9 protein-coding genes are annotated in these 6,005 nt (G+C 42.4%); 6 read left to right on the plus strand and 3 right to left on the minus strand.

Features of this window, described 5'->3' with window-relative positions:
• Window positions 1-324: META domain-containing protein (locus tag WA010_RS04780; protein WP_422556008.1), on the minus strand; the 324-nt coding region annotated here is incomplete at its 3' end.
• Between the two features lie 148 nt (window positions 325-472).
• Here WA010_RS04780 and WA010_RS04785 point away from each other — a divergent pair.
• Window positions 473-874 (plus strand): hypothetical protein, encoded by a 402-nt coding sequence (locus WA010_RS04785; protein WP_422556009.1) that lies wholly within the window; start codon window positions 473-475, stop codon window positions 872-874.
• A gap of 3 nt (window positions 875-877) precedes the next feature.
• On the plus strand, window positions 878-1,186 hold the full coding sequence (locus WA010_RS04790; RefSeq protein ID WP_422556010.1) for a hypothetical protein: 309 nt from the start codon (window positions 878-880) through the stop codon (window positions 1,184-1,186).
• Here WA010_RS04790 and WA010_RS04795 read toward each other — a convergent pair.
• Both WA010_RS04795 and WA010_RS04800 read right to left on the minus strand, forming a co-directional pair.
• Window positions 1,181-2,245, minus strand: coding sequence for an AI-2E family transporter (locus tag WA010_RS04795; RefSeq protein ID WP_422556011.1), 1,065 nt, complete (start codon window positions 2,243-2,245; stop codon window positions 1,181-1,183). The genes WA010_RS04790 and WA010_RS04795 overlap by 6 nt on opposite strands.
• Before the next feature lie 9 nt (window positions 2,246-2,254).
• Window positions 2,255-4,018: an ABC transporter ATP-binding protein gene (locus WA010_RS04800; RefSeq protein WP_422556012.1), complete on the minus strand. Its 1,764-nt coding sequence runs from the start codon at window positions 4,016-4,018 to the stop codon at window positions 2,255-2,257.
• A 159-nt stretch (window positions 4,019-4,177) separates the two neighbouring features.
• Here WA010_RS04800 and WA010_RS04805 point away from each other — a divergent pair, with 159 nt between their 5' ends.
• From WA010_RS04805 to WA010_RS04820, 4 genes are all read left to right on the plus strand, one after another.
• A complete protein-coding gene (locus WA010_RS04805; RefSeq protein WP_304738618.1) occupies window positions 4,178-4,774 on the plus strand; it encodes a peroxiredoxin in 597 nt (198 codons plus the stop codon).
• Window positions 4,775-4,956: 182 nt separating this feature from the next.
• Window positions 4,957-5,298 (plus strand): type II toxin-antitoxin system RelE/ParE family toxin, encoded by a 342-nt coding sequence (locus tag WA010_RS04810; protein WP_422556013.1) that lies wholly within the window; start codon window positions 4,957-4,959, stop codon window positions 5,296-5,298.
• Window positions 5,291-5,563, plus strand: a complete 273-nt coding sequence (locus tag WA010_RS04815) for a helix-turn-helix domain-containing protein (RefSeq protein ID WP_422556014.1) — start codon at window positions 5,291-5,293, stop codon at window positions 5,561-5,563. Before WA010_RS04810 ends, WA010_RS04815 begins: the two co-directional genes overlap by 8 nt.
• An 18-nt stretch (window positions 5,564-5,581) precedes the next feature.
• A partial coding sequence (locus WA010_RS04820; protein ID WP_422556015.1) for an ABC transporter permease occupies window positions 5,582-6,005 on the plus strand: 424 nt, incomplete at its 3' end.

Genomic DNA, 6,005 nt, shown 5'->3' on the forward strand with positions numbered 1-6,005 from the left:
CAGCAATACAAATTCTTCTACAATAATACCGGTATTACTCATCAAAATTATTTTTTTGCCGTCTAAATGATAGTGTCTAGCTGCCATTAAAGCTTGTCGAAATGTATCGGCACTTTTCATCCGTTCAGATTCACACGCCATCATCGTTGACATCATTTTATTGGATATAGAAATATTATTTTCTACAACACTATACGATGATCCATAACGATTACACCCATCGCTACCGCTTACACGCCCTTTGTCAAAAAAGATTGTAGCTTCCGATGTTGTCGACTTCCACTCTCCCATTAAAGGTATTTGTGTGGGCATCTGAGTTTGCATCGTACATCCACTTAACATTATACATACTGCTATTCCAAAGTAAATACATTTAGTCATTATTCATCCCCACATAAAATACTAAAACATCATAACAAAAAAAGTATAAGGATTAGTGCGGTATCATGCAGACACACAAGGGAATACATCTATGGAAAATCAACTCTTAACCGTCTTTGTAGGGATAATTGCATTATGCAGTATTTTCATTACTACAATGATTATTATCGTCGCTTTACATGCCCTCAAAACGATGCAGCAAATTCATGAATTCGTTACACATATCCAAAATGAACTCAGTTTCCTCTCAACCAAAACAGCCCTCACATTGCATGAAGTAAATGAACTGTTACTCCATCTCAAAGATGAGACTAAATCGATCAGCGATAAATCAAAACTCTCTCTTAACGAATTACACAATCTAATTTCATTCATTCATGATGAGACTAAAACTCTGGCGCTTAAAGCTTCTAACGGTATTGCAAAAGTGACGATCGGTTCACTTGCTATCGGAGCACTGTCTCAAATCCTCAAGAAAAAAAATAAGGAGTAACCTATGAATCAAAACAACACTCTCAGCTTTATCCTCGGTGCCGCGATCGGTGCGGCGGCAGGGTACTATCTGTTTAAACACCAAGATGAGATTGTCGATAAAATCCATGAACTCGAAGAAAACCTCAATATAGATCATAATGTTTTAATTGATAAAGCGAAAAACAAACTCGATTCATTAACTCAAAGTGTCCAATCAACCATTGAACGCTATACTCACGGTAATGAGCCTAAAGCGGTTGATGAAATTACCGCCATCATGGCTGAACTTAAACAGTTGCGCGACGAGGTTAAATCCCTTCAGACTTCATAATACAGGTCTCTGTGCTTTACGGAGAAGGCGAAGTGTCGTATAGGCAAATGCGACGATCGCCGGACCGAAGATAAATCCCCAAAACCCGAATGTCGCCAATCCTCCCACCATCGCAAAGAAAATCAAAAATTCGTTTAACCGATTATTTCCATCACTCATCATACGATTGACGAAATTTAAAATAACCAATTTCACAATGTTATCGATAAAAAATGCCATCATCGCCCATGAATAGATGCTGATAATGACTGCATTGGCGATATGCCCCGCAAAATACTCATTGAGTGCTACCGGAATCCATATCAACCCCGTACCGACGATCGGGATAACCGCTGATATCGCCGTCATAAATCCAAGGACAAACGGGTTATACCCCTCAAAAAACGCGATGAAAATCCCAAATGCCAACCCTTGTGCGATCATAACCCCGCCGAAAGTGTAAAAAACCACGGCCGTTGTCGACATCATATCACCGAAAAACTGCCGTTTAACACTCCGTGTCAGAGGGATAATCGGGAAGAAAAACAGTGCGATGCTGCGACCGTACCATGTCAGAAAAAAGAAAAATACGACAATCATACTCAGTTCGGTGAGCATAGACATAAACGTTTTAAGACCATCACCCAACCATGCGGCAAGCGCTGCAATAATCTCGTCTTTGTGGGATTTGGCTAAAATGATCCCTTTTTCAAGCGGCTCTTTGAGCCACGACAAAACATCGGGGAGACGAGAAGATAACGTATCGATTTGATCGCCGAAGGTTTTTATCGTCATCACCGTATCGGTAGGCTGATCCAAGAGAGTATATAAGAAAACGACAATCGGCATAAATAAGATTATGGAAAAAACAAGGGTCACCAGTGCCGCTGAAACAATAGAAGAGAACCCATGCAACCCTCTAAATCGAGATAGCATCGTGTCCATTTTTTGATGGAGAGGAAAGGTGACGATCGAGAGCAATAAAGCAACGAAAAAGCTTTTTAAAAAAGGGAGAAAGAGCCATGTTACCAGCCCTAGTGCCGTAAAAATTATGAAACGGAGAAACATTTTGTTTTCCATACTATCCCTTTAATGTTGTTTGTGAACAAAGCTTTTGAAATTTCCGTCCAAATGTTCGAGTGAATCCCGTGTCCCCTCTTCGAGGAGCCTCCCGTTTTCGAGGACATAGATATAATCGGCTTTGGTTATCGTGCTGAGACGGTGGGCGATGATGATCACCGTTTTATCCTGCAAAAAGGCTTCCAATGCTTCAAAAAGGGCCGATTCGGTATGAACATCCAGTGCCGAGGTCGATTCATCGAAAATTACCACTTTCGGATCGGCCAATACCATCCGCGCGATGCTGAGACGCTGACGTTGTCCGCCTGAAAGTCGAATCCCCAGTTTCCCTACCTGTGTTTCAAGGCCGTTGGGGAGGGTGGAGACAAAATCATACAGCTGGGCGATACGGAGGGCTTCATAGATCGCATCATCGCTGATCTCATCCCCCATAGTGAGGTTGAATCGCAGTGTCTCATTAAACATCAAGGGCTGCTGTAAAACCACAAAAACCGCATCACGTATGCGGGAGAACCCGATCTCCTGAACACTCACTCCATTGTAACGGATATCTCCTGATGTCGGAGGATAAAACCCAACCAGTAACTGCGAGAGGGTACTTTTACCGCTACCGCTGGCACCAATGATCGCTACCTTCTTCCCTGCACCGATGGAGAGGTTTAACCCTTTTAGTATCGGCTCGTTAGGGTTATACCCAAACTCCAATACAGAGGTATCGATACTGATCCCTTTGGCTGTGGCAAAAGGGTTTTTGTGTGACGTAAAGGCAGGCTCTTTTGGGAGGGATAGGAGTTCATTAAGCCGAGATAGGGCATTTTTAGCATTGGCAAAGCTGTATTGGAGTGATAAAAGCTCCTGTACCGGGGTCATCATAAACCACAAATAGCCGAAAATCCCGAACATCAATCCGATAGAGAGATCGGAGTAGAGAACCATCACCAATCCAAGGGCTCTAAAGACCTCAAAACCGCTCAAAAAGAGGGTATACGAAAACCGCTCACCCCGCAACGCCTGAATGCCGTATTGCCCTGCACTCTCTTTTAGATGCTGTGCCTGAGTGATGCTGCGCTCGACAAAACGCTCCTCTTTGTTACTCGCGCGGATCTGACCGAAGAGATCACACATCTGCGTGAGGGTGTCGGAGAGCTCGCCGATGGTGTGGTTTTGCTCTTTTTTGAGTTTCCCGACACGACCCGAAATCTTGCGCGTGACGATCATAATCATGGGTTGAAAAATCAAGATCAAAATCCCAAAGAGAGGGTTGATCCAGATAAGGACAACCGCTACGCCGATGAGGGTCGCTACCGAGACGATCAGTTTCGAGAGTGCCCCCCCGATGAACTGCTCGATCGTATCGATATCGGTGACGAGATGGGTCACCACTTTCCCGCTCCCTAGAGCCTCATACGCCGACATCGAAACACATTTGAGATGATTCAGTGCCTGAGTACGGATTTTAAAACTCAATTCTTGGGAGAGGGTGATGAAATAACGCTGTGAGAGGACACTCAGGATAAAAAATAAAAATCGAAGCGATACCGTTACGAACAGTACAATCCCGATGTATAAAAGCGGTTCCTGCAACGGAGTGAGTTTGTCGATGATATCAGTGACCACCCCCCCTTTATGCAAAAGTACCTCATCAACCAATAGCGGAATCAACAAAGGGATAGGGATACTCACCAATGTCGCGATAATCGCGATCAGGTTCGCACGAATCAACTCCGGTTTGTAATCGCGCATCATCGAAAAGAGGGTTTTAAAGGTAATCATGGAGTGATTATATCGAAAGGAATAATAGAGTTTAGAGATTTAATTCTAAATAATAAAAATTTTCCTTTAGACTTTTTGGTTACTTTCTTGTAACTTATTTGAATTAATCTTCGTGTGTTACAATTTCCCTACATTATAAAAACCACACAAGGAAATCTCATGCTCGTTACTAAAAAAGCTCCAGACTTTACCGCTACAACTGTTCTTGGGAACAACCAAATCGTTGATAACTTCAACTTATACGAAAACCTCGGCGAAAAAGGTGCCGTATTGTTTTTCTATCCGTTGGACTTTACATTTGTATGCCCATCTGAATTGATCGCGTTTGATCACCGTTTAGAGTCGTTTACAGAACGTGGAATCAACGTTATCGGTGTATCGGTTGACTCACAATTCAGCCACTTTGCATGGAAAAACACTCCGGTAAACCAAGGCGGTATCGGACAAGTTCGTTACCCTCTCGTAGCCGATTTGAACAAACAAATCTCACGCGATTACGATGTATTGCTAGGTGATTCTGTCGCCCTTCGCGGATCATTCCTCCTCGACAAAGACGGAACCGTCCGTCACGCCGTTATCAACGACCTTCCACTCGGACGTAACATCGATGAAATGCTCCGTATGATCGATGCGATGTTGTTCACTAACGAGCACGGTGAAGTTTGTCCGGCTGGTTGGGCAAAAGGGGACGCAGGTATGAAAGCAAGCACTGAGGGTGTTGCCGAGTATCTTGCTGAACACGCAGAAACTCTTTAATATTTCCTTTCCCCTTTCGGGGAAACTCAATTTATTACTTCAATATTGCAATTTGTCATTTTTCACCCTCAACTAAAAAATTATTCTTATACTGTTATGATCAACATAAGAGGTTTCACAATGGATACACTCAATATTAATATCTCAATTGACAAAAATATATCTAATAAGATATAATAACCATGCAGTGGAAAATAAATTATTATCAAAACCAAAATGGTAAGTTACCTGTAAAAGAGTGGTTAGATGATCTTGATCATGAGCCGAAAGCTGAAATTTTCAGGATATTTACTCTTTTACAAAAATATGGCACGGAGTTAGGACTTCCATTTGTAAGACCACTGGAACACAAAGTTTATGAGGTACGAGCAAAAGACAAATCCGGTATTTATCGGGTATTGTATTTCGCCCACACAGATAAAACGTTCGTAATGCTTCACGGTTTTCAGAAAAAAACACAAGCCACCCCAAGAAGAGAGCTTGACATCGCCATCAAACGGCTAAAAGAGGTACAAAATGGATAATTTTCAACACCATCTAAACGAATCACTCCAAAACAGTGATTTTAAAACAGCGTATGAGCAAAAAGAGTTACGATTTAAAATTATCGACATTTTAGTTGGTCTGCGATTACAATACAAACTTACCCAAGGTGAATTGGCAAAAAAGCTAGGAACGACACAGACGGTCATTAGCCGTATTGAAAATGGCTCCGTCAATGTAGGGATCGATTTCTTACAAAAACTCGGAAATGCTTTTAATAAAAAGATAGAAATTACAGTGGTATAGAACCCTGTATAATAGCTTATGCAATACTCTTTTTTAGCCTCATACCTTCTCATCATCTTTGCCCTTTGGTATTCACGCCGTGAAAACTTTGGTCTGGAAAAAATGATCCTTACCAACTCGATCCTCGCTATGGTTCAGCTGGGACTTCTCGGTTATGCCCTCGTCTATCTTTTCAAGATTGAACATCCCTCATTACTGTTTTTTGTATTACTGGGGATGGTGACCTTCGGTGCCTATACGGCGAAAAAACGCTCCCCTCTGGGAGAGCATAGTTTTAAAATTGCTTTTTTCACCCTTGGAGCTTCTTCGGGAATTGTCTTTTTATCGATGATGGCGTTTGGGGTGATCCATATGGTTCCCCATGAGATGATCCCCATCGGAGGGATGATTATCGGAAATGCCCTCAACGTCTACACCCAAAGCACTGAGCGGTTCCGCGCGG

It is taken from the genome of Sulfuricurvum sp., assembly GCF_049305995.1.
GTDB lineage: Bacteria > Campylobacterota > Campylobacteria > Campylobacterales > Sulfurimonadaceae > Sulfuricurvum.